The following is a 21368-nucleotide window of genomic DNA, read 5'->3' as shown; positions in this document are numbered from 1 at the left end:
TTTCCTGCAAGTCCCCCTCAAATCGCCATAAAACGAGCGCTCGCGGTCATTCACCTGCGCCCGGACTGGCAAAGGTTCAGCCGCAAAGGCCTGCAACAGCGAGGCCGAGCCCTGTGACGTAGAAGAGGGGAGACGATGAAGGCAGTTATTTTGGCGGGTGGCCTCGGCACGCGCATCAGTGAAGAGTCGCACCTCAAGCCCAAGCCGATGATCGAGATCGGCGGCAAGCCAATTCTCTGGCACATCATGAAGCAGTATTCCGCCCACGGAATTCACGACTTCGTGATCTGCCTCGGCTACAAGGGCTACGCGATCAAGGATTTCTTCGCCAACTACTTCCTGCACACTTCCGACGTCACGTTCGACATGCGCAACAACCGCATGGACGTTCACCAGAACTACAGCGAGCCGTGGAGCGTCACCCTGATCGACACCGGCGAGGAAACCATGACCGGTGGCCGTCTGCTGCGTGCCGGCCGTTACCTCAAGGATGAAGAGGCGTTCTGCTTCACCTACGGCGACGGCGTCTCCGACATCAACATTGCGCAACTGGTCGACTACCACAAAGGTCACGGCCGTCTGGCGACCGTCACCGCCGTGCAGCCACCGGGCCGTTACGGCGCCCTTGAGCGGCATGGTGATCAGGTACTCGGCTTCACCGAAAAACCTCGCGGCGACGGCGGCTGGATCAATGGCGGTTTCTTCGTGTTGTCGCCGAAAGTGCTGTCCTACATTGCTGGCGACGAAACCACCTGGGAAGCGGAGCCTTTGGCTCAACTGGCTCAGGACGAACAACTGAAAGCCTTCGAGCACGAAGGTTTCTGGCATCCGATGGACACCCTGCGCGACAAAAACCATCTCGAAGCACTGTGGCAGAGCGGGGAGGCCCCATGGAAGCAATGGGCCTGAGTCCTGAGTTCTGGCGCGGCAAGCGGGTTCTGGTCACCGGGCACACCGGTTTCAAGGGCAGCTGGCTGACCCTGTGGCTGCAAAGCCTCGGTGCGCAAGTCAGCGGTTTTTCCCTCGACCCGTCGACCGAGCCGAGCCTGTTCGAACTGGCACGCGTCAGCGAAGGCATCAACGACCAGCGCGGCGACCTGCGTGACCTCGGCGCCTTGCTGGAAATCATCGCCGACAACGAGCCGGAAATCGTCCTGCACCTGGCGGCGCAGCCGCTGGTGCGCGAAGGCTATCGCGATCCGCTCGGTACTTATTCGAGCAACGTCATGGGCACCCTCAACCTGCTCGAAGCGATTCGTCAGGTCGGTTGCGTGCGGGCCTGTGTGCTGGTGACCACCGACAAGGTCTACGCCAACAAGGAATGGCTGTGGCCGTACCGCGAGGACGAAGCCCTCGGTGGCCACGACCCTTACAGCAGCAGCAAGGCGTGCTGCGAATTGCTGGCGCAGTCTTACGCGGCCTCGTTCTTCCCGGTCGACAAGTACGCCGAGCACGGTCTGGCCCTGGCCACCGCGCGCGCCGGCAACGTGTTGGGTGGCGGTGATTTCGCCCCTGAGCGCCTGATTCCCGACGTACTGAAAGCCTGGTCGGCCGACGAGCCGGTGACTTTGCGTTACCCGCAAGCCGTGCGCCCGTGGCAGCACGCGCTGGAGCCGTTGGCCGGCTACCTGCAACTGGCCGCCGGGCTCTACGAACTAGGCCCGGAGTACGCCGGGGCGTGGAACTTCGGCCCGGGTGAGGCGGACATGTGCAGCGTCGGCGAGGTGGTCGAACTGCTCTCCAATCGCTGGCCTCAGGCCCGTGGCCTGCGCCTCGAAAAGAGTGACCTGCACGAAGCCGGCCTGCTGCGTCTGGACAGCAGTCGCGCCCGTCAGGTGCTGGGCTGGCAACCGCGCTGGTCGTTGCAGCAGTGTCTGACCCAGACCCTCGACTGGCATCTGGCCTGGCAGAACGGCGACGACATGCGCACCGTGACCCTCGGCCAACTGAACCTGTACCGGGGCGCGCTGTGAGCGAATTCTCCTTGAAACAGTTGCCGCTGGTCGGGCTGTTCAGCGTCCAGCACAAACGCTTCGAAGATCAGCGCGGGCATTTCGCCCGACTGTTCTGCGAAGGCAGCCTGAAGGCGTTTGGCGCCGAATTCCACATCCGCCAGATCAACCATTCCTGCACTCGCGAGAAGGGCAGCGTGCGCGGTCTGCATTACCAGAACGCCGACGCGCCGGAAGCCAAATTGATCACCTGCCTGCGCGGTGAAGTGTGGGACGTGGCGGTGGACCTGCGCCCGGATTCCGAGACCTTCCTGCACTGGCACGCCGAGCACCTGAAGGCCGGCGACGGTCGCAGCCTGTTGATCCCGGCCGGCTTCGCCCACGGCTTCCAGACCCTCACCGAGGATGCCGAACTGCTTTACCTGCACAGCGCCGACTACGCGCCGGAGCATGAGGGCGGCCTGTCGGTGAACGACCCGCGGCTGGCGATTGCCTGGCCGTTGCCTGTCAATAATTTGTCAGCGCGTGATTCCAGCCATCCCGCGCTCGATCAACACTTTGCTGGAGTGCGTCTATGAACTGCCGTGGGTGCGCCGCACCGCTGAGCCTGCCGCTGATCGACCTCGGCACCTCGCCACCGTCCAACGCCTACGTGCACGCCGATCGGCTGGAACAGGCCGAACAATGGGTGCCGCTGAAGGTCGCCGTGTGTCAGCAATGCTGGCTGGTGCAGACCGAGGATTACACCTCAGCCGACAGCCTGTTCGACGCCGAGTACGCCTATTTCAGTTCGTTCTCCAGCACTTGGCTGGCCCATGCCGAGCGCTATGTGGCCGAGATGGTCGAGCGCTTCGGTCTGACCGCTGACAGTCGGGTGGTGGAAGTCGCCGCCAACGACGGTTACCTGCTGCAATACGTGGCCGGTCGCGGCATCCCGTGCCTGGGCGTCGAGCCGACCCGCAGCACCGCGCAGGCGGCACGGGAAAAAGGCCTGGAGATCCGTGAGCTGTTCTTCGGCCGCGATACTGCCGCACAGCTGAAAAGCGAAGGCTGGGCCGCCGACCTGATGGCCGCCAACAACGTGCTGGCTCATGTGCCGGACATCAACGATTTCCTCGGCGGTTTCGCCACGCTGCTCAAACCGACCGGCGTGGCTACGTTCGAATTCCCGCAACTGCTGACGCTGATGGCGGGCGCGCAGTTCGACACGCTGTATCACGAACACTATTCGTACCTGTCGTTGACCGCCGTACAAACGCTGTGCGAACGCAACGGCCTGGAAGTGTTCGACGTCAGCCAGCTGACCACCCATGGCGGCTCGCTGCGGGTGTTCGTCCAGCGCAAGGACGGCGAACGCCGCGCCGTGCAGTCTGCGGTGCAACAGCAGTTGCAGGCCGAGCTCGACGCGGGTGTCAAAACCTCCGAGTACTACGCGACACTGGCGCCGGCCGCCGAACGCATCAAGCACGACCTGCTGCGTTTCCTGTTGCAGGCCAAGGCCGATGGCAAGCGTGTGGTCGGTTATGGCGCTGCGGCCAAGGGCAACACCTTGCTCAACTACGCCGGGGTCAAGCCTGATCTGCTGGCCTGGGTCGCCGATGCCAACCCGCACAAGCAAGGCAAGTTCTTGCCGGGCAGCCGTATTCCGATTGTCGCGCCGGCACGGATCGACATCGAGAAGCCGGATTACGTGCTGGTGCTGCCGTGGAACCTGTTGCACGAAGTCAGTCAGCAACTGGCCCAGGTGCGTCAGTGGGACGGTCGCTTCGTGATCGCCGTGCCTGAGTTGAAAGTCCTGTGAAGGTTCTGGTCACCGGAGCCACCGGCTTCGTCGGTCGCCATCTGGTCGCGGCATTGCTGGCCCGTGGCTGCACGGTGCGAGCGGTCGCGCGTAATGTGCAAACCGCCGCGAGCATGCCGTGGATCAATGACGTCGAGTTTGTGAGCGCGGATATTCACGCGGCGGATCTGGATGTCGGTGCGTTGACCGAGGGCGTCGATGCACTCGCGCACCTGGCCTGGCCGGGGTTGCCGAACTATCGGGCGCTGTTCCATTTCGAGCACAACCTGATGGCCGACTACCGCTTCATCAAAGGCGCGGTGGAGGCGGGCGTGAAGCAGGTCCTGGTCACTGGCACCTGCTTCGAGTACGGCATGCAGAGCGGCCCGCTGAGTGAGCAGAATGAAGCGCAACCGGCCAATCCCTACGGACTGGCCAAGCACACCCTGCACCTGTTTTTGCAAAACCTGCAGCAGGAGCATCCGTTCACTCTGCAATGGGCGCGGCTGTTCTATCTGCACGGCGCCGGGCAAAACCCCAACAGTCTGTTGGCGGCGCTGGACCGGGCAATCGATGCGGGCGAGACGACGTTCAACATGTCGGCCGGCGAACAGCTGCGGGACTTCCTGGCGATTGAAACAGCCACCGGTTACCTCGCGGCGATCCTGCATAAGCGCGATTTCGACGGCACGATCAATTGCGCCAGCGGCCAGCCGGTTTCGGTGCGTGCGCTGGTCGAAGAGCGCGTGCGCGTGCGTGGCGCAACCATCGGCCTGAACCTCGGCCACTACCCGTATCCGACCCACGAACCGCTGGCGTTCTGGGCGGTGACCGAGCGCTTGCAACAGTTATTGGGAGAGTCGCAATGAGGCACGAGTTGTATCGGGTCACCGACCTGCCGGTGCTGCAGAACCGCACTTTTGCCGATCCTGAATCGGCGAAAGCGTCGGCCAGCGCCGACCTGTTGCTGGTGCAGGATGAACGCAGCGGTCTGATCTTCAACGCGGCGTTCGACGCCGACAAGCTCAGCTACGACGCCGACTACCAAAACGAGCAGGCGCACTCCGGCCAGTTCCAGAAGCACTTGAGCGATGTCGAAGGCATCATTGCCCGGCACTTCAAGGGGCAGGAGCTGATCGAAGTCGGCTGCGGCAAAGGCTATTTCCTGGAGCTGCTCAAAGGCTTTGGCTATCGCATCACCGGCATCGACCCGGCCTACGAAGGCGAGAACGCCGACGTGATCAAGGCCCCGTTCACCCGTGGTCTGGGGCTGGAAGCGGACGCCATCGTGCTGCGCCATGTGCTGGAGCACATTCAGGATCCGGTGAGTTTTCTGGCGGTAATCGCCGAAGCCAATCAGGGTGGCGGGCAGATCTACATCGAAGTGCCGTGCTTCGACTGGATTCTCGAACATCGCGCCTGGTTCGACCTGTTCTACGAGCATGTCAATTACTTCCGCCTCGATGACCTGCGCCGGATGTTCGGCACGGTGCATGAGGCCGGCCATCTGTTCGGTGGCCAATACCTGTACATCGTCGCTGACCTTGCCACGTTGCGTCTTACCCCGGAACAGCCGGTACCACGCCTGGCATTGCCTGACGATTTCACCGCCAGCCTCGAGCGCGCGGTGCAGATCATTCAGGACGCACCCGAGCAGGGGTCGGCGATCTGGGGCGCCTCGTCCAAAGGCGTGATCTATTCGCTGTTCCTGCAACGCGCCGGTGTGGCGGTGGATCGGGTGGTGGATATCAACCCGGCCAAACAGGGGCGTTACCTGCCCCTGAGCGGCGCGCGGGTGTCCTCGCCGCAAGAGGCGATGGATGCGTTGCCCGAAGGCGCCAACCTGTTTGTGATGAACTCCAATTACCTCGAAGAAATCAAGCGGATGACCGGTGGACGCTACGTCTATCACGCCGTCGACAGCGCTTCGTTCCAGTGACCATTGAGAATTTTCAAATGACCGACAACAGCATCAATAAAGCCTTTGAAGCCGAGTGCCGCGAGCAGATCGCCCAGCAGGGTGACGACCAGAAACTTACCGGTCTGGCCCGTGATTTCTTCAACGAATCGGCCAAACACAAATACAGCTACCACTTCTCGTGGATGGGTCGTCCGATCATCCAGCTGCCGCAAGACATGATGGCCATGCAGGAAATCATCTGGCAGGTGAAACCGGACCTGGTCATCGAGTGCGGCATCGCCCACGGCGGTTCGATCATCTACTACGCCTCCTTGCTGGAGCTGCAAGGTCACGGCGAAGTGCTGGGCATCGATCTGGATATTCGTCCGCACAACCGCGAAGCCATCGAAAGCCACCCGATGAGCAAGCGCATCAAAATGATCGAAGGTTCGAGCATCGACCCGGCCATCGCCGCTCAGGTGCGCGCTGCTGCCGAAGGCAAGAAAGTCATTCTGGTACTCGACTCCAACCACACCCACGACCACGTGCTCGAAGAGCTGCGCCTCTACGCACCACTGGTTTCGGTCGACAGCTACTGCGTGGTGATGGACACCGTGGTTGAAGACATGCCGGCCGACTTCTTCCCGGATCGTCCATGGGGCCCGGGCGACAACCCGAAGACCGCCGTGTGGAAATACCTGGAAGAGAACAAGGATTTCGAAATCGACGTTCAGCTGCAGAACAAGCTGCTGATCACCGTGGCGCCGGACGGTTACCTGCGTCGCGTTCGTTAATTCGCAAATCAACAAAGCGTCATTTTGGCAAATTGCCGGTTGTGGGGAGAGGTTATGCAAGGCAAGTACAGTTCTGAACAAGCGCTGCCGCTCAATGAGCTGTTGACCGTGGTGTTGATTACTCACAATCGTCCGGCGTTTCTGCGCCGGGCGGTGAAGTATTACAGCAGCTTGCCCTGCAAGATCATGGTGCTGGACTCCACGGCCGAGCGTCCTGAAGGCGATTTTTCTGCGGTCGATTATCACCACGTGCCGCAGTTCGCCTACTGGGGCATGCAGGCCAAGCTGGCTTACGGCGTCGAGCAACTGACCACGCCGTACATGGTGCTGGCGGCCGACGACGACTTCATCCTGCATGACTCGCTGGCCGAGTCGGTGAGCTTCCTGCAAGCGAACCAGGATTACGGCATGTGCCACGGCTATTGCCTGATGTACCTGTCGCTGGCCGGTGACGTGAGCTACTACCGCCGCGACAAGAAAGTCATGGAAGATTATTCGTCCGAGAAAGCCCAGGATCGAGTGATTGACTACATGAGTCAGTACATCCCGCCGTTCTACGCGGTGACTCGTACCGACCTGATGAAGACCTGGCATTCGGCATTGCCGCCAGGCACCAGTTTCCAATGGCAGGAAATCGGCCATGTGTATTTCTTGCTGGCCAGCGCCAAGGCGCGGATCCTGCCGATTCCTTACGTGGTACGCGAGATCAACTACGGCAACTCCGAGCACAGCACCGAGGTGTACCACTCGCTGACGTACGCCGACGCCAAATCCGTGGCCGAGCGTGAAGCCTTTGCCGAGTTCCTCGCCGGGTTGCCTACTGCGATCCAGGGCCTGGATGCAGAACAGAGCAAAGCGTTTGTCCTGCAAAGTTTCGAGGCCATGGTCGACAGCCTGCAAAGCGGCCGGGCGCTGACGGCGGAACTGATTGTCCAGTCCACCTGGAACCAGGTGCTCAAGGTGCCGGACCGTCGATTCGGGCCGTTGCAGTACGTCGAAATGCCGTTCTACAACCAGGCATTCTTCGATCGTCTGGCGCAATTCGAATTCATGCTGCACGCGATGCCCGCCGGCCGCGTTCAATTGCAGGGGCTCGAAGGGGTGTGGACGCGTCAGGCGCATCTGCTCCAGGCACGCAACAACGACACGCAGGACAGCGTGCTTGAGCGTCTGTGGCAGGCCCACGACCTCAATGCCTTCAACCGTACCGTGAACAAGCGTCTGGTGGCGCAACTGGAACTGGCGGGCGAAGACGAAGAAGCGCAAAAAATGCGTGACTGGATTGCACGCCTCGATGCGCTGACGGTGGAAGATCACCATCGCACGTTCGACGCCATGCAGTCCGGCCGGCTGCTCAAGTGGCTGGATTCGCGTCAACCGCAAGCCGGGCAGGTCGAGGCGATTGCCGAGCATCTGGCCGTCAACGGTGGCGGTCAGCAGTTCGGCATTTTCCTGCTGGATATGGACAACGATATCGACAAGCTGCAAGTCAGCCTCGACAGCTTGCTTGAAGGCCAGTGCAAGACGTTCAGGATCGTCGTGTTCACCACCGGTGAAGCCCCGGCGGCCACCACCGCACAGAACACCCTGCATTTTGTCCGCGTGACGCCAGGCAACCTGATCGACAAACTCAACCAGAGTGCCCGTCAGTCACCATCCGACTGGGTGCTTCTGGCGCAAGCCGGGGATGAATTCACCGCCAGCGGCCTGTTGCGCGCCAGCCTGGAACTGATGAACGCCGGCGATTGCCGTGCCGTCTCCACCGACGAAATCCAGCGCGCGGAAAACGGTGCGCTGGTGGGCGTGTTCCGTCCGGGTTTCAACCTGGACCTGCTGCTGAGCCTGCCGGCCATGATGGCGCGTCACTGGTTGATTCGTCGCGATGCGCTGGTGGAGGCCGGTGGTTATTCGGCTGACTTCAGCAAGGCGCTGGAGTTCGACCTGCTGCTGCGCATCATCGAGCAGGATGGCCTCAACAGTCTGGCCCACCTTGATGAGCCGCTGCTGATCACCGAGGCGCCAGTGCTGGAGGAGAACGCTCACGAGCGTCTGGCCCTGCTGCGTCACCTGGGCAACCGTGGCTACAAGGCCAAGGTCACGTCGTCCGTGCCGGGCATTTACCAGATCGATTACCACCACAGCGATCGTCCTCTGGTGTCGATCATTGTGCCGGCCGGCGACGATCTGCCAGCCCTGCAGCGCTGCCTGGAAGGGGTGCAGCAACGCACGCGCTATCAGAAGTACGAAATTCTGGTCGCCATCAACGCCGGGCAGTCGGCTGAGGTCAATGACTGGCTTGGCACGTATCAGCATCCGAAAGTCCGGGTACTGCGTGCCGATCAATCGCTGAGTGCACCGGCGTTGTACAACGCCGCCAGCCAGCAGGCGCAGGGCGAGTATCTGGTATTGCTCGCGGCTGACGCAGAGGTAGTCAACCCGAACTGGCTCGACTCGTTGCTCAACCATGCCCTGCGTCCGGAAGTCGGCGTGGTGGGCCCGAAACTGGTCGACCGTGACGGAAAAATCAGCCAGGCCGGTTTGATTCTCGGCATGAACGGCGGGGTTGGCTCGGCATTCGTCGGCGAAAAACACGATGCCCAGGGTTACCTGTACCGGTTGTCCGTGGATCAGAACTACTCGGCGGTTTCGAATGTGTGCCTGATGGTGCGCAAAGAGCTGTTCGTTGCGCTGGACGGTCTGGACGACGTCACATTCTCTGACGGTTTCAGCGATGTCGATCTGTGCCTGAAAGCCGCTCAGGCAGGCTTCCTCACGGTCTGGACGCCTTCGGTGCAAGTCATTCACCAGGCCGAAATTGCCCCGGCAACCCGGGCACTGGCTGCCCTGCAGGAAAAATGGGCCGCGGCTTTCGCCCAGGATCAGGCTTACAACGCGAACCTGAGCCTGAGTGGCAAAGGCTTTGTTCTGAATGACAGCGCTTCGCTGAACTGGGCGCAGTTGATCGGCTAGGTCGACAGGGAACAGGACTCAAGACATGTTCAACGGTAAATCGATTTTCATCTCCGGTGGCACCGGCTCGTTCGGGCGCAAGTTCATTGCGCGCCTGCTCGAGCAATACCAGCCCAAGCGCGTGGTGGTGTTCTCCCGGGATGAGCTCAAGCAATACGAAATGCAGCAGACGTTCAACGCGCCGTGCATGCGTTACTTCCTCGGTGACGTGCGCGACGCCGATCGTCTGCGCCAGGCCATGCGCGGCATCGACTACGTGGTGCATGCCGCGGCGTTGAAGCAGGTGCCGGCGGCGGAATACAACCCGACCGAATGCATCCGCACCAACGTCAACGGCGCGGAGAACATCATCGCCGCTGCCATCGACAACGGCGTGAAGAAAGTCGTCGCGCTGTCGACCGACAAGGCGGCGAGCCCGATCAACCTGTACGGCGCCACCAAGTTGCTGTCGGACAAATTGTTCGTGGCGGCCAACAACATCGCCGGTGAACAACAGACGCGTTTTGCCGTGGTGCGCTACGGCAACGTGGCCGGTTCGCGCGGGTCAGTGGTGCCGTTTTTCAGCAAACTGATTGCCGATGGCGCGAAAGAGCTGCCGATCACCGACGAACGCATGACCCGTTTCTGGATCACCCTCGATCACGGCGTGCAATTCGTCCTCGACAGCTTTGCGCGGATGCACGGCGGTGAAGTGTTCGTGCCGAAGATCCCGTCGATCCGTGTGGTCGATCTGGCTCGCGGCATGGCCGAGCATCTGCCGCACAAGAACGTCGGCATCCGTCCGGGCGAGAAACTGCACGAACTGATGGTGCCGCTGGACGATGCGCGGATGACCCTGGAGTTCGAGGATCACTACACGATCCAGCCTTCGATCCGCTTCACCAGCGTCGATGTCGATTTTGCCGTCGATAAACTTGGCGAGCACGGGCGGCCGGTGGGCGAGGACTTTGAGTACCGCTCCGACACCAACCCGCACTTCCTCTCGGTGGGGCAGATCGCCGACCTGCACGCGAAGCTGTCGGTATGATCCCCTACGGTCGGCAAAGCCTCGACCAGACGGACATCGACGCGGTCGTCGAGGTGTTGCAGTCCGACTGGTTGACCCAGGGACCGACCATCGAGCGTTTCGAACAGGCGATGGCCGAGCGTTGCCAGGCTGATTTCGCCGTCGCGGTGTGCAACGCCACGGCGGCGCTGCACATTGCCTGTCTGGCGGCGGGGCTGGGAGCGGGCGACCGCTTGTGGACCACGCCGAACACCTTTCTGGCGTCGGCCAACTGCGGTCGCTACTGCGGCGCCGACGTTGATTTTGTGGACATCGATCCGCTGACCTGGAACCTCGATGCCGAGGCGCTGGCCAGCAAACTCGACGCGGCCGAGCGCGACGGCACCTTGCCCAAAGTGCTGGTGGCGGTGGCGTTTTCCGGGCAGAGCTGCGACATGCGGCGCATTGCCGAACTGGCCGAACGCTACAACTTCACCGTGATCGAAGACGCTTCCCACGCGGTCGGCGCGAGTTACGCCGGTCGCCCTGTGGGTTGCGGTGAATTTGCCGCGATGACCGTGTTCAGCTTCCACCCGGTGAAAATCATCACCAGTGGCGAAGGCGGCATGGTGCTGACCAATCGCTCGGAGCTGGCCGAGCGTCTGCAACGCCTGCGCAGCCACGGCATGACCCGCGATCCGCAGCAGATGACCGAGCCCAGTCATGGGCCGTGGTACTACCAACAGGTCGAGCTGGGTTTCAATTATCGAATCACCGATCTGCAAGCGGCACTGGGCCTGTCACAGCTGAGCAAACTGGACGACTTCATCGCCCGTCGCCGGGCGCTCGCCGCACGTTACGACCGTTTGCTGGCGTATTTGCCGGTCACCGTGCCGAGCGCCCAGCCGGAGGCCGAATCGGCCTGGCACCTGTACGTGGTGCGCTTGCAGACCGATCGCATCAACCTCAGCCACCGTCAGGTGTTCGAAGGCTTGCGTGCCGCCGGCATTGGCGTGAACCTGCACTACATTCCGGTGCATTTGCAGCCGTACTATCGTGACCTGGGTTTTGCCGAGGGTGACTTCCCCGAGGCCGAGCGTTATTACGCCGAAGCGATCAGCCTGCCGCTGTTTCCGTTGCTGAGCGATCAACAACAGGATTACGTGGTCGAGCAATTGCGTCGGTTGACTGAATGATTGCCGCTGCGGCGGTGGATGGAAAACGGCAATGCGTGATCTGAGCGAACAGGAACAATTCTGGCAGGGCGAATTCGGTAACCAGTACGTCGACCGCAACGTCGGGCAACCGCTGGTGGCCGCCAATCTGGCGTTGTTCGCCAAGGCGCTGACCCGGGCCGGGCGGATCGACAGCCTGCTGGAACTGGGCACCAACGCCGGCAACAACCTGCAGGCGCTGCGTCAGCTGTTGCCGCGTTGCGAGCTGTTCGGGGTCGAAATCAATGCCAGTGCCTGCGCCCAGGCGCGTGCGCTGGAGATTGCGAACATCTGGCACGGTTCGCTGTTCGACTTTCCCCGTGAGCGCCAATACGACCTGACCCTGAGCAAAGGCGTGCTGATTCACCTGGCCCCGGAGCTGTTGCCGACGGCCTATGCGCAGTTGTATGAGTTGAGTTCGCGCTACATCCTGATCGCCGAGTACTACAATCCGTCGCCGGTGGAAGTGTCCTATCGCGGCAACAGCGGCAAACTGTTCAAGCGTGATTTCGCCGGGGAAATGCTCGATCGCTATCCTGATCTGCAACTGCTGGATTACGGATTCGGTTATCGCCGCGATCCGCAATTTCCGGTGGACGACATCACTTGGTTTCTGCTGGAAAAACGTCCTTGAACAACGTCGCAATCATCCCGGCCCGCGGGGGCAGCAAACGCATCCCGCGCAAGAATCTCAAGCCGTTCGACGGCGTGCCGATGATTGTCCGTTCGATTCGCACGGCGCTCGATTCGGGGGTGTTCGATCAGGTGGTGGTCAGCACCGATGACGAAGAAATCGCCGAACTGGCGCAGGCCCATGGTGCGCAGGTGCCGTTCTTGCGGCCGGCGGAGCTGGCCGATGATTTCACCGGCACCGCTGCGGTGATCGTGCATGCCTTGCGGCAACTGCCGCGCTTTGATTACGCCTGCTGCGTGTACGCCACGGCGCCGCTGTTGCAGACGCGGTTTTTGCGCCAAGGGCTTGAGTTACTGGAGCAGTATCCCGACAAGTCCTTTGCTTTTTCGGTCACCGATTTCGGCTTTCCGGTGCAGCGTGCCTTGACCCTCGACGGGCAGGGCGCGCTGACGGCGTTGTATCCCGAGTTTCGCAATACCCGTTCGCAGGATCTGCCCGCTGCCTTTCAGGATGCCGGCCAGTTCTATTGGGGGCGCAGCGAGGCCTGGTTGCGTGGCGAGGTGCTGTATTCGCCGGCCAGTCTGCCGGTGATCCTGCCCCGGTATCTGGTGCAGGACATCGATACCGTCGAAGACTGGAAGCGCGCCGAATACCTTTACGCCGCCCTCAAGGCTGGTGGAGAGCTGCAATGAGAGTGCTGATCCGCGCCGACGCCTCGCCGACCATCGGCAGTGGCCACATCGCCCGGTGCCTGACGCTGGCGCGGGTGTTGCGCGCTCAGGGCAGTCATGTGGCGTTTGCCTGTCGTCGTTTGCCGGGCAATCGGCTTGATGCGTTGCAGGGTGAAGGTTTTGAGACGTTCGCGTTGCCGGATCGTTATGCCGGTGAAGACCCGGAGCAGGCCATCGAATCGATGCTGCCCTGGCAGGCGGATATCGATGCACTGGCGAAGCAGCTGGACGGTCAGGCCGGATTCGACTGGGTCATCGCCGACCACTACGGCCTCGATCATCACTGGCAGACTGCGGCCCGTCGCTTCGCGCCACGAATCGCCGCCGTCGACGATCTGGCGACCCGTCGGTACAGCGTGGACTTGCTGCTCAATCAGAACCTCTCCGGTCTCAGTGAAAATTATCAGCCGCTGCTGCCGCCAGGCTGCCGAACGCTGCTCGGTCCACGCTTCGCCATGCTGCGCGAGGAGTTCAGCGGCCCGGCCATCGACATCAAACCCGTGGCGCGACGGGTGCTGGTGAACTTCGGCGGCTTCGACGCTGCCCGGCAGACCCATCACGCGATGCAGGCGCTGGCGGATTTTTCCGGGCTTGAAGTGGACTTCGTCGCCGGTGCCGATAACCCGGCATGGGCAGAGATGCAGGCACTCGCCGAGACACGGCCGAACTGGCGCCTGCACAGTTTCGTCAGCGATTTTCATCGACGCATGACTGAAGCCGACCTGTTCATTGGCGCCGGCGGTGGTACCAGTTGGGAGCGCGCAGCCATGGGCCTGCCGACGATCTGCATCGCGGTGTCGAACAACCAGCAGGCCAACGGCGAGGTGATGGCCGCGGCCGGGGCACATGTGTTCATGGGCGCCCGGGAGCAGGTCAGCGTCGAGCAACTGCGCGATGCCATCGGCTTTGTCGTGGGCAACGTTTATCTGCGCCAGAGCCTGGCCGAGCGTTCGCGGCAACTGGTGGACGGGCGCGGCGCGCTGCGGGTTGCGGCGGCACTGGCCGGCGCGGTGCTCAAGTTGCGCGCAGTGACGTTGGACGATGCGCAGATGTTGTTCGACGGGCGCAATGCCGAGGTGGTGCGTCGCTGGTCGCTGTACAGCGCTGCGATTGACTGGACGCAACATGTGAACTGGCTGGGCGCGAGTCTGCGCAATCCTCAGCGGTTGCTGCTGGTGGCCGAGGCGGATGATGGCCCGGTCGGCGTCCTGCGCTACGATTTGCGTGGCTTCGAGGCAGAAGTTTCGCTGTATCTGTTCGAAGGGCGTTTCGGCCTTGGTTGGGGCAGGGCGCTGCTGGCGCAGGGTGAAGCTTTCGTGGCTGCGCACTGGCCGCAAATGACCGCCATCACTGCCCGGGTCTTGCCGGCCAATCGGCCCTCGATGAATGTTTTCCGTGACGCCGGGTACACACAAAGTGCCTGCGCGTTCACCAAGGTTTTGAAGGAATCCCGTCCATGAGCAGTTTCAAGATCGGCAATCGCCTGATCGGTGCCGACGCACCGCCGTTCATCATTGCCGAAATGAGCGGCAACCATAATCAGTCGTTGGACGTCGCCCTGCAGATTGTCGAGGCGGCGGCCAAGGCAGGTGCTCACGCCTTGAAGCTGCAAACCTACACCGCCGACACCATGACTCTGGATCTGGCTGAAGGCGAGTTCTTCATCAAGGACCCGAACAGCCTGTGGGCGGGCACTTCGCTTTACGACCTGTATGAAAAGGCCCACACGCCTTGGGAGTGGCATGCGCCGATCTTCGCCCGGGCCAAAGCGCTGGGCATGCTCGCGTTTTCGACACCGTTCGATGACAGCGCCGTGGACTTCCTTGAAAGCCTCGAGGTGCCGGCCTACAAGATCGCCAGTTTTGAAAACACCGATCTGCCGCTGATCCGGCGTGTTGCGGCGACCGGCAAGCCGCTGATCATTTCCACCGGCATGGCCAGCATCGCCGAGCTCGACGAAACCGTACGCGCCGCCCGCGAGGCCGGGTGCAAGGATCTGGTGCTGCTCAAGTGCACCAGCACCTACCCGGCGACGCCGCTCAACAGCCATGTGCGCACCATCCCGCATCTGCGAGAACTGTTTGGTTGTCAGGTGGGGCTGTCCGATCATTCGATGGGCGTCGGGGTGTCGGTGGCCGCCGTGGCGCTGGGCGCGACGGTGCTTGAAAAGCACTTCACCCTCGACCGTGCGGCGGGTGGGGTGGATGCCAGTTTTTCGCTGGAGCCAGCGGAACTGGCCAGCCTTGTGGTCGAAACCGAGCGCGCCTGGCAGGCCATGGGCCAGGTGCATTACGGCGTGACCGAGGCTGAGCAGAAGTCGCTGGTTTACCGCCGGTCGCTGTACGTGACGGCTGACATGGCGGCCGGTGAACCCTTCACGGCGGCCAATCTGCGCGCCATTCGTCCCGGTCTCGGTCTGCCGCCCAAGCACGCCGATGCCGTCCTGGGCCGCCGCGCGCGGGCGCCGATCAAGCGCGGTACGCCGCTGGAATGGTCATTGGTCGAATAACCCGATCTGCACCGATTCGGCAAAATAGCGTGACCTGCGAGTCATAACGCGCATCTTCACTGTATTGTATTGACCGGGGAGATGGCGCCTGGCCCGTTATCGGTTGCAGTGATAGCCCTTTGCGCTCCCCGTGGCTGCCCGTTGTGGCGGCCGTTTTCTGTTTGTCGGCGCCCCTCGAATCCTTGCGAGCGGTGGTATTGGGCTGTTTATTATTGGGAAGCCGTAATGATTGGCATAAAAAGCATTGCGAGCTACGTTCCTGTAGCCGGCGTGGACAATTACGCACAAGGTGCAAAATTCGAGAAGGATGAAGAATTCATCCTCGGCAAGATCGGTTCGGCCTTCCTGCCACGTAAAGACGCAGAACAGGAAACTTCCGATCTGTGTGTTGAAGCGGCCAATGCGCTGTTTGCCAGCAACCCTGAACTGAAACGTGAATCCATCGATGCACTGATCGTCGTCACCCAGAACGGTGACGAAGAAGGCCTGCCGCACACCGCAGCAATCGTCCAGGACAAACTGGGTCTGCCAACCAATGTCGCCGCGTTCGACATTTCCCTGGGCTGCTCCGGTTACGTTTATGGCATCTACGCGATCAAGGGCTTCATGGAAGCTGCCGGCCTGAAGAACGGCCTGCTGATCACCGCTGACCCATATTCGAAGATCGTTGATCCGGAAGATCGCAACACCACCATGCTGTTCGGCGACGCCGCCACCGCGACCTGGATGGGCGAAGACCCGACCTGGGCGCTGGGCAAGGCCAAGTTCGGCACCGACGGTTCCGGTGCGCCGCACCTGAAAGTTACCGATGGCGTGTTCTTCATGAACGGGCGTCAGGTGTTCAACTTTGCGTTGCTCAAAGTCCCGGCGCACTTGCATGAGTTGCTCGACGATTCGGGCCTCAACGCCGATGACATCGATGCGTTCTGCATTCACCAGGGCAGCGCGGCGATTGTCGATGCCGTGGCGCGCCGCTTCGAAGGCGAGCCGGAGAAGTTCATCAAGGACATGGTCGAGACCGGCAACACCGTGTCGTCCAGTGTGCCGCTGCTGCTGGAAAAACACGTGATGGATTCCGACTGGAACCGTATCGCGATCAGTGGTTTCGGTGTCGGTCTGTCGTGGGGTTCGGCGATTATTTATCGTCCTTGAATCTGTTAAAAACGGCGGATACAAAAATAGCGTTCAAGGGTTAACCTTGAACGCTATTTTTTTGCCTGAAGGGAGCGCGAGGCGCCATGAGCGAGTTTTTCCAGGCCAATGCCCACGTCATTGAGCGACGCTGGCCGGCGCTGTTCGCGCGATTGCTGAACGAAGACAGTTCGGTGATCGACGCCGGATTGACACAGGGGCTGGGTTCGACGCTGAGCATCAACGGCATTCAGCTCACCAGTCGCCACGACCGCGTCCATGAGGCCCGGGTTCAGGCCGCCAGCCTGCCGGCGGACAAGTCGCGATTGCACGTCTATGGCACCGGCCTCGGAGATCTGCCGACGGTTCTGCTGGAGCGTGCCGGGCTCGAGCGGCTGTATGTACACATCCTCAATGGCGCGCTGTTTGCGCTGGTGTTGCAGTTGCTCGATCAGCGGCAATGGCTGGAAGACTCGAGGGTAGAGCTTCTGTACGCCGGGGACATGCCGGACATCTGCACGCCGTTCTTTGCCTTGCCTGCCGAAATGCTGCTGGCCGATGACTTCAACGCGAAGATCCGTGATCGGCTGGTCAGTGAAGTGCACTTGAGTTTCAACAATCGTGAGTTCGATCCGCAGTCGCCGTTCATTCTGCAGCGTCTGCAGGACTGCTTGCCGGTGCTGCTCGCTGACGATGATGTGGCGCAATTGTTCGGCACTTGCACTGGCCGGGAAATCTACGTGATCGGCACCGGGCCGACGCTTGAGCAGCATTTCGAGCGACTGGCCACGATTCGCGAGCGAGACGAGCGCCCCTTGTTCATTTGCGTCGACACCGCTTACCGGCCGCTGCGCGAGCACGGGATTGTGCCCGACTATGTAGTGAGCATCGATCAGCGCATCAGCTTTCGGCATTTGCCTTTCGAAGAATCCGACGGCATTCCCTTGGTGTATCTGCCCATGAGCGATCCTGAGGTGTTGAGGGCCTGGAAGGGCAAACGCTATGGCGGTTATTCGCTTAGCCCGGTCTACGCAGCGTTGCGAGAGCAACATCCACGGGCACTGCTGCATGTGGGTGGCAGCGTGATTCACCCCGCGGTGGATCTGGCGGTGAAGATGGGGGCTGCGCAGATCACCCTGTTCGGCGCCGACTTCGCTTTCCCGATGAACAAGACCCACGCCGGCTGGAACGATGGTGATCTTGGGCCGTCGGTGAATCAGGCGCGGCACTGGGTGCGTGACGGGTTCGGTGAGCGCGTCAGTACGCAGCTCAATTTCCGCGGTTATCTGTGTGTGCTGGAGCGATACATCGCCAGCCAGCCGCACGTCGAGTTTTTCAACAGTAGTCGCGCAGGAGCGTTGATTGCCGGGACGCGCTTCAATCAGGAGTTCGTGCAATGAGTGCAATGCAACGAAGTGTCGACGAATGCCGTCGGTGTGCCGGCCTGTTTCGTCTGGGGCGTGATGTCGAAGCAGCGCTGGACATGGTTGATGTATTCGAAGGTGCGCAGCATTTGCTGGTGTCCGCCTCGCCGGATATCCAGCAGTCGTGGGCGCAAGTGCTCACACAAATGCTCGATTGTCAGGAGCGCCAGGATTGGCTCGGGCTCGCCGACTTCATGGAGTACGAATTGATCCGGTTACTGGAAAGTTCGGCGTCCTGAAAAATGCCGAGGGCGCTGGCCCGCAGGTTTGCGCTGCAGACGGTTTCATGGCGTCATTTTTCCGAGGGTGAAGTGCTGCTAAGTCTTTGTTTTCTAGGGGGTGGCAGGGTGATGGCAAATTTTTTCAAAAAAGCCCTCAAGCAACCTGCAAACCCGACGATAACTATTACGAAGGTTCTCTAGGCCATACCCGGCGGTTGCCAGGGCCGGAAGCCGCAGTACCCAACCAACGAGGAATTCGTCATGGCTTTAACAGTAAACACCAACACCACGTCGTTGAACGTTCAGAAGAACCTGAACCGCGCTTCCGACGCTCTGTCGACTTCGATGCAGCGCCTGTCTTCCGGCCTGAAAATCAACAGCGCTAAAGACGACGCTGCTGGCCTGCAAATCTCCAACCGTATGTCTTCCCAGATCCGCGGTAACACCCAGGCCATCCAGAACGCCAACGACGGTATCTCCGTTGCTCAGACCGCTGAAGGCGCTCTGCAAGCTACTACCGACATTCTGCAGCGTATGCGTGAACTGGCTGTTAAAGCACGTAACGGTACCAACGGCACTGCTGACCAGACCGCTACCAACGCTGAATTCGCACAAATGTCCGACGAGATCACCCGTATCTCGGCTTCGACCAACCTGAACGGCAAAAACCTGCTGGACGGTTCGGCTGGTACTGTGACCCTGCAAGTTGGCGCAAACACCGGTTCGGCTAACCACATCGACCTGGTACTGAGCTCCAAGTTCGACGCCGCCAGCCTGTCGGTAGGTAGCGGTACTGTTGTTCTGACCGGTGCTACTTCGGCTGCCGCCGCTTCGAACATCGACAACGCTATCACTGCAATCGACGCCGCTATCGCTGCAATCGGTGCAACTCGTGCCAGCCTGGGTGCTTCGCAAAACCGTCTGAACAGCACCATCCAGAACTTGCAGAACATCAACGAAAACACCACTGCTGCACAAGGTCGCGTACAAGATACCGACTTCGCCGCAGAGACTGCTAACCTGACCAAGCAGCAAACCCTGCAACAGGCTTCGACCTCTGTTCTGGCTCAAGCCAACCAACTGCCTTCCGCTGTACTGAAGCTGCTTCAGTAATTTCGGAATGAGTTTTGGCGGGGGAGTGCGCTTGCGTGCTCTCTCGCTTTTTCACGTTAAGAGGTGATGAGCATGGACATGAGCGTAAAGCTTAACGTGACTTATCCGGCTCCCAAGCCAGCCAGTACCGTCACCGACAAGCCGTCGGAGACCAAGCCTCATGTGGTTGATGCTGTTACTGATTCGAAAAAGAGTCAGGAAACGGATGAAACCAAATTGAAGCTGGCGGTGCAGGAGATCGAGAAGTTTGTTCAGTCGATCAAGCGTAACCTGGAGTTCTCGATCGATGAGCATTCCGGAAAGGTCATCGTCAAGGTGATCGCAAGCGAGACGGGCGAGGTCGTACGACAGATCCCCTCCGCAGAAGCTCTCAAGCTGGCAGACAGCCTCGCCAATGCGAGCCACGTGTTGTTCGACGCCAAAGTCTGATAGCTGGCATGAATCGTGTTTGAAGTTCTTTAGACCCCACAAGGGTCAAAAGACTGGCAACAACCCCAAGGGAGATGCACATGGCAAGTCCAATTTTACCGGGTTCCGGCCTGGGTTCCGGCCTGGACATCGGTGCGATCGTTACTGCGCTGGTCAACGCTGACAAGTCGGCGAAACAGACGCAGATCGATGCCAGTACCAAGACCAACACGCTGAAGATTTCCGGTGTCGGTACGCTGAAGAGTGCGCTGACCGCATTCCAGACGGCGATGACCAACCTGGGCAGCAAGACCAATCCGGCGTTTTCCGGTTACACGGCCACTTCGGGTACTCCGACTGTTCTGGGCGTGACTTCGGATAACACTGCGGTCTCGGGCACTTACAGTGTTGTTGTGAACAATCTGGCTACCGGCTCGAAAATAGCCAGCGCATCCTTTGCCGGCGGTGCTGCCAGTGCCATTCCGAGTGGTACTCTGAAAATCAGTCAGAATGGCACTGATTACAATGTCACGATTCCAGCCAATGCGACCTTGCAGACTACTCGTGACGCGATCAACACGGCTCAGGGTATCAATGGTATTTCTGCCAACATCGTGACGGATAGCACCGGTTCGTCGCGTCTGGTCATCAGCTCGAGCAAGACAGGCGCGGGCTCGGACATGACGGTCAGCGGTATTGCCGGTCTGGAAATCGATGGCACCAAACCGATGAGTGCCACCCCGGCGGCGGGTGATTCCGGAGCGGTCAATGGGCTCGCCAAGGATGCGTCGCTGACCATCGATGGCCTGGTGGTGACCAGCAAAAGCAACAATGTGACGGGTGCCATCAGTGGTTTGTCGATGAACCTGCTGACTGTCCCTAATCCGCCTGGCACGCCAGTTGTGGTGAGTGTTGACGCCAACACCAAGGGATTGCAGACGTCGGTTCAGGCCTTCGTTGATGCCTACAACACCTTGAAAAGTACTGTCGACACCTTGTCCAAGGCAACGCCGGACGAAGATGGCAAGCTGACCGTTCAGGCGGCTTTCACTGGGGATTCCCTGCCGCGTTCGCTGATTGCCGATATTCGTAGCCAGTTGACCATGCCAAGCGGCACCACCGGCGGTCCGATGGCCTACCTGTCGCAGCTGGGCGTCATGACTGACAAGCTCACCGGTAACCTGACTTTCGACACGGTCGCGTTCAACAAAACGATGAGCACGCCAGGCATGACCGGCCAGGTGCAGCAGATGTTCTCTGGCACCACCGATAAAAACGGTTTGTTGGCGCGCATGAGCAAGGCGGTGGATCCGTACCTCAAAGGGGCGGATGGTGTATCTCCCGGTTTGCTCGATCAGCGCATGACCATCCTGAACGGTAACGCGCGCAGCCTTACCGCCCAGCAAACGGCACTGGATATACGCGTTGCCGGCATGACCAAGACGTTGACTGCAAAATACAACGCCATGGACTTGCTGGTAGGGCAAATGAAGGCCACGGCGAGCAGCATTACGTCGTTCTTCAGCTCGCTGAACGCTCAGCAATCTGCGAAGTAACATGTAAGAGCGACAAAAACCCGGCTACGCTTTCGAGCGTGTGCCG

General features: G+C 60.7%; 20 protein-coding genes. All 20 read left to right on the top strand.

The annotated features are described in order from the left end of the window. Nucleotides 1–135: 135 nt before the first annotated feature. The 20 genes from rfbF (at nucleotide 136) to fliD (ending at nucleotide 21322) form a co-directional block, all read left to right on the top strand. Entirely contained in the window at nucleotides 136–909 is a 774-nt protein-coding gene (rfbF, locus tag J5M72_RS16090; protein WP_085605742.1) for a glucose-1-phosphate cytidylyltransferase, read from the top strand. Next, a complete protein-coding gene (gene rfbG, locus J5M72_RS16085) occupies nucleotides 891–1973 on the top strand; it encodes a CDP-glucose 4,6-dehydratase (protein WP_207866344.1) in 1083 nt (360 codons plus the stop codon). Before rfbF ends, rfbG begins: the two co-directional genes overlap by 19 nt. Then, nucleotides 1970–2530: a dTDP-4-dehydrorhamnose 3,5-epimerase gene (rfbC, locus tag J5M72_RS16080; RefSeq protein ID WP_207866342.1), complete on the top strand. Its 561-nt coding sequence runs from the start codon at nucleotides 1970–1972 to the stop codon at nucleotides 2528–2530. Before rfbG ends, rfbC begins: the two co-directional genes overlap by 4 nt. Continuing rightward, a complete protein-coding gene (locus J5M72_RS16075) occupies nucleotides 2527–3753 on the top strand; it encodes a class I SAM-dependent methyltransferase (protein ID WP_207866340.1) in 1227 nt (408 codons plus the stop codon). Before rfbC ends, J5M72_RS16075 begins: the two co-directional genes overlap by 4 nt. Continuing rightward, entirely contained in the window at nucleotides 3750–4601 is an 852-nt protein-coding gene (locus J5M72_RS16070) for an NAD(P)-dependent oxidoreductase (RefSeq protein ID WP_207866338.1), read from the top strand. The genes J5M72_RS16075 and J5M72_RS16070 overlap by 4 nt, the downstream gene beginning before the upstream one ends. After that, on the top strand, nucleotides 4598–5671 hold the full coding sequence (locus tag J5M72_RS16065) for a class I SAM-dependent methyltransferase (RefSeq protein ID WP_207866336.1): 1074 nt from the start codon (nucleotides 4598–4600) through the stop codon (nucleotides 5669–5671). The genes J5M72_RS16070 and J5M72_RS16065 overlap by 4 nt, the downstream gene beginning before the upstream one ends. 17 nt (nucleotides 5672–5688) lie before the next feature. Beyond that, nucleotides 5689–6426, top strand: coding sequence for a cephalosporin hydroxylase family protein (locus tag J5M72_RS16060; protein ID WP_007958324.1), 738 nt, complete (start codon nucleotides 5689–5691; stop codon nucleotides 6424–6426). Between the two features lie 54 nt (nucleotides 6427–6480). Further along, nucleotides 6481–9396, top strand: coding sequence for a TIGR00180 family glycosyltransferase (locus J5M72_RS16055; RefSeq protein ID WP_207866334.1), 2916 nt, complete (start codon nucleotides 6481–6483; stop codon nucleotides 9394–9396). A gap of 25 nt (nucleotides 9397–9421) precedes the next feature. Further along, nucleotides 9422–10423 (top strand): UDP-N-acetylglucosamine 4,6-dehydratase (inverting), encoded by a 1002-nt coding sequence (gene pseB, locus J5M72_RS16050; RefSeq protein ID WP_207866332.1) that lies wholly within the window; start codon nucleotides 9422–9424, stop codon nucleotides 10421–10423. Beyond that, nucleotides 10420–11577 (top strand): UDP-4-amino-4,6-dideoxy-N-acetyl-beta-L-altrosamine transaminase, encoded by a 1158-nt coding sequence (gene pseC, locus J5M72_RS16045; RefSeq protein ID WP_207866330.1) that lies wholly within the window; start codon nucleotides 10420–10422, stop codon nucleotides 11575–11577. The genes pseB and pseC overlap by 4 nt, the downstream gene beginning before the upstream one ends. A 31-nt stretch (nucleotides 11578–11608) precedes the next feature. Further along, nucleotides 11609–12229, top strand: a complete 621-nt coding sequence (locus J5M72_RS16040) for a pseudaminic acid biosynthesis-associated methylase (RefSeq protein ID WP_102717463.1) — start codon at nucleotides 11609–11611, stop codon at nucleotides 12227–12229. Continuing rightward, complete coding sequence (gene pseF, locus J5M72_RS16035; protein ID WP_207866328.1) at nucleotides 12226–12921, top strand: pseudaminic acid cytidylyltransferase; 696 nt, start codon at nucleotides 12226–12228, stop codon at nucleotides 12919–12921. Before J5M72_RS16040 ends, pseF begins: the two co-directional genes overlap by 4 nt. Then, nucleotides 12918–14420, top strand: coding sequence for a UDP-2,4-diacetamido-2,4,6-trideoxy-beta-L-altropyranose hydrolase (pseG, locus tag J5M72_RS16030; protein WP_207866326.1), 1503 nt, complete (start codon nucleotides 12918–12920; stop codon nucleotides 14418–14420). Before pseF ends, pseG begins: the two co-directional genes overlap by 4 nt. Next, the gene (gene pseI, locus J5M72_RS16025) at nucleotides 14417–15469 is read left to right on the top strand and encodes a pseudaminic acid synthase (RefSeq protein WP_207866323.1); all 1053 of its coding nucleotides are present in this window, start codon (nucleotides 14417–14419) and stop codon (nucleotides 15467–15469) included. Before pseG ends, pseI begins: the two co-directional genes overlap by 4 nt. 225 nt (nucleotides 15470–15694) lie before the next feature. Beyond that, a complete protein-coding gene (locus J5M72_RS16020) occupies nucleotides 15695–16621 on the top strand; it encodes a ketoacyl-ACP synthase III (RefSeq protein WP_207866321.1) in 927 nt (308 codons plus the stop codon). Nucleotides 16622–16707: 86 nt separating this feature from the next. Continuing rightward, a complete protein-coding gene (locus J5M72_RS16015; protein ID WP_169429396.1) occupies nucleotides 16708–18000 on the top strand; it encodes a 6-hydroxymethylpterin diphosphokinase MptE-like protein in 1293 nt (430 codons plus the stop codon). Continuing rightward, nucleotides 17997–18263 (top strand): hypothetical protein, encoded by a 267-nt coding sequence (locus tag J5M72_RS16010; protein ID WP_169429397.1) that lies wholly within the window; start codon nucleotides 17997–17999, stop codon nucleotides 18261–18263. The genes J5M72_RS16015 and J5M72_RS16010 overlap by 4 nt, the downstream gene beginning before the upstream one ends. Nucleotides 18264–18506: 243 nt before the next feature. Further along, a complete protein-coding gene (locus tag J5M72_RS16005; RefSeq protein WP_085605772.1) occupies nucleotides 18507–19358 on the top strand; it encodes a flagellin domain-containing protein in 852 nt (283 codons plus the stop codon). A gap of 72 nt (nucleotides 19359–19430) precedes the next feature. Beyond that, nucleotides 19431–19787, top strand: a complete 357-nt coding sequence (locus J5M72_RS16000) for a flagellar protein FlaG (protein ID WP_169429398.1) — start codon at nucleotides 19431–19433, stop codon at nucleotides 19785–19787. An 80-nt stretch (nucleotides 19788–19867) separates the two neighbouring features. Continuing rightward, on the top strand, nucleotides 19868–21322 hold the full coding sequence (fliD, locus tag J5M72_RS15995; RefSeq protein ID WP_207866319.1) for a flagellar filament capping protein FliD: 1455 nt from the start codon (nucleotides 19868–19870) through the stop codon (nucleotides 21320–21322). Nucleotides 21323–21368: the final 46 nt, after the last annotated feature.

The organism is Pseudomonas sp. 58(2021) (assembly GCF_017491585.1).
GTDB lineage: Bacteria > Pseudomonadota > Gammaproteobacteria > Pseudomonadales > Pseudomonadaceae > Aquipseudomonas > Aquipseudomonas fluorescens_BT.
The sequence above is the reverse complement of the archived record's forward strand: the minus strand, read 5'-3'. Positions and strand labels throughout refer to the sequence as shown.

Bases quoted from the DNA above. Each gene is read 5' to 3' on its own strand.
- rfbF (WP_085605742.1), top strand. From the start codon at position 136: ATGAAGGCAGTTATTTTGGCGGGTGGCCTCGGCACGCGCATCAGTGAA.
- rfbG (WP_207866344.1), top strand. From the start codon at position 891: ATGGAAGCAATGGGCCTGAGTCCTGAGTTCTGGCGCGGCAAGCGGGTT.
- J5M72_RS16075 (WP_207866340.1), top strand. From the start codon at position 2,527: ATGAACTGCCGTGGGTGCGCCGCACCGCTGAGCCTGCCGCTGATCGAC.
- J5M72_RS16065 (WP_207866336.1), top strand. From the start codon at position 4,598: ATGAGGCACGAGTTGTATCGGGTCACCGACCTGCCGGTGCTGCAGAAC.
- J5M72_RS16060 (WP_007958324.1), top strand. From the start codon at position 5,689: ATGACCGACAACAGCATCAATAAAGCCTTTGAAGCCGAGTGCCGCGAG.
- J5M72_RS16055 (WP_207866334.1), top strand. From the start codon at position 6,481: ATGCAAGGCAAGTACAGTTCTGAACAAGCGCTGCCGCTCAATGAGCTG.
- pseB (WP_207866332.1), top strand. From the start codon at position 9,422: ATGTTCAACGGTAAATCGATTTTCATCTCCGGTGGCACCGGCTCGTTC.
- pseC (WP_207866330.1), top strand. From the start codon at position 10,420: ATGATCCCCTACGGTCGGCAAAGCCTCGACCAGACGGACATCGACGCG.
- J5M72_RS16040 (WP_102717463.1), top strand. From the start codon at position 11,609: ATGCGTGATCTGAGCGAACAGGAACAATTCTGGCAGGGCGAATTCGGT.
- pseG (WP_207866326.1), top strand. From the start codon at position 12,918: ATGAGAGTGCTGATCCGCGCCGACGCCTCGCCGACCATCGGCAGTGGC.
- pseI (WP_207866323.1), top strand. From the start codon at position 14,417: ATGAGCAGTTTCAAGATCGGCAATCGCCTGATCGGTGCCGACGCACCG.
- J5M72_RS16020 (WP_207866321.1), top strand. From the start codon at position 15,695: ATGATTGGCATAAAAAGCATTGCGAGCTACGTTCCTGTAGCCGGCGTG.
- J5M72_RS16015 (WP_169429396.1), top strand. From the start codon at position 16,708: ATGAGCGAGTTTTTCCAGGCCAATGCCCACGTCATTGAGCGACGCTGG.
- J5M72_RS16010 (WP_169429397.1), top strand. From the start codon at position 17,997: ATGAGTGCAATGCAACGAAGTGTCGACGAATGCCGTCGGTGTGCCGGC.
- J5M72_RS16005 (WP_085605772.1), top strand. From the start codon at position 18,507: ATGGCTTTAACAGTAAACACCAACACCACGTCGTTGAACGTTCAGAAG.
- J5M72_RS16000 (WP_169429398.1), top strand. From the start codon at position 19,431: ATGGACATGAGCGTAAAGCTTAACGTGACTTATCCGGCTCCCAAGCCA.
- fliD (WP_207866319.1), top strand. From the start codon at position 19,868: ATGGCAAGTCCAATTTTACCGGGTTCCGGCCTGGGTTCCGGCCTGGAC.